General features: G+C 26.4%; 1 protein-coding gene. It reads left to right on the forward strand.

Annotated elements, in window-relative coordinates; genetic code table 11:
• Positions 1–50 precede the first annotated feature (50 nt).
• The gene (locus tag BN899_RS07460; RefSeq protein WP_242824122.1) at positions 51–575 is read left to right on the forward strand and encodes a hypothetical protein; all 525 of its coding nucleotides are present in this window, start codon (positions 51–53) and stop codon (positions 573–575) included.
• The last annotated feature ends 144 nt before the right edge of the window (positions 576–719 follow it).

Consider the following 719-nt stretch of genomic DNA (forward strand, 5'->3'; position numbering starts at 1 on the left):
AATAGGTGTCATAATAAATATGTATATTCCAACAAATATAAATAAAATATATGAAGGTCAAAAAAAAGTTACAAGAAGAAGTAAGCACTGTACTTATAGATATTGCAGATCTTATTGTAAATCCTAAAAATGAAAATAGATATAATAAGGATTTACATACCTTAAACTTACTTATTGATAGTAATATTTCCGAAGCTTATGATAATATTAACAATAGTTTATTAAGTGACACTAGATTTTTCTTAGACCATATGGATATTATAAAAAGCCAACGTGATATCTTAGAAAACTTGTATAGTCATGTATCTCAATTAAGTTGTGCACCACCACAAGCTCATATTCTATCTGCTTTTATACATAAAATAGGTCATACTGCATTTGAAGCTGAAACTGTAAATCCACTTCTTGAAGAACTGAATAGACTAATGCTCAGTATGAAAAACCAACCGCTACCTATAAACAGAATGGAATTTGAGAATAGAGCTATTTTGTTTTTGTGCTTAACTGAATTGAAGCAGTTTTTAATTAACCGTAAATATGCCCAGATGCTTAGAGACAATAATTTTTATAAATAAATTTCTTGACTCTTATTTGATAGTATTATGCTATATAGCTTTTACCCCTAGGGATTATTGAAAGAAACATAGTTTTTTCTAATTATTAATATGGACTTTAAGTATAATAATTCTATAAATAAAAAGTGTCTCAAATTATTATAA

It is taken from the genome of Faecalimicrobium dakarense (assembly GCF_000499525.1).
Taxonomy (GTDB): domain Bacteria; phylum Bacillota; class Clostridia; order Peptostreptococcales; family Peptostreptococcaceae; genus Faecalimicrobium; species Faecalimicrobium dakarense.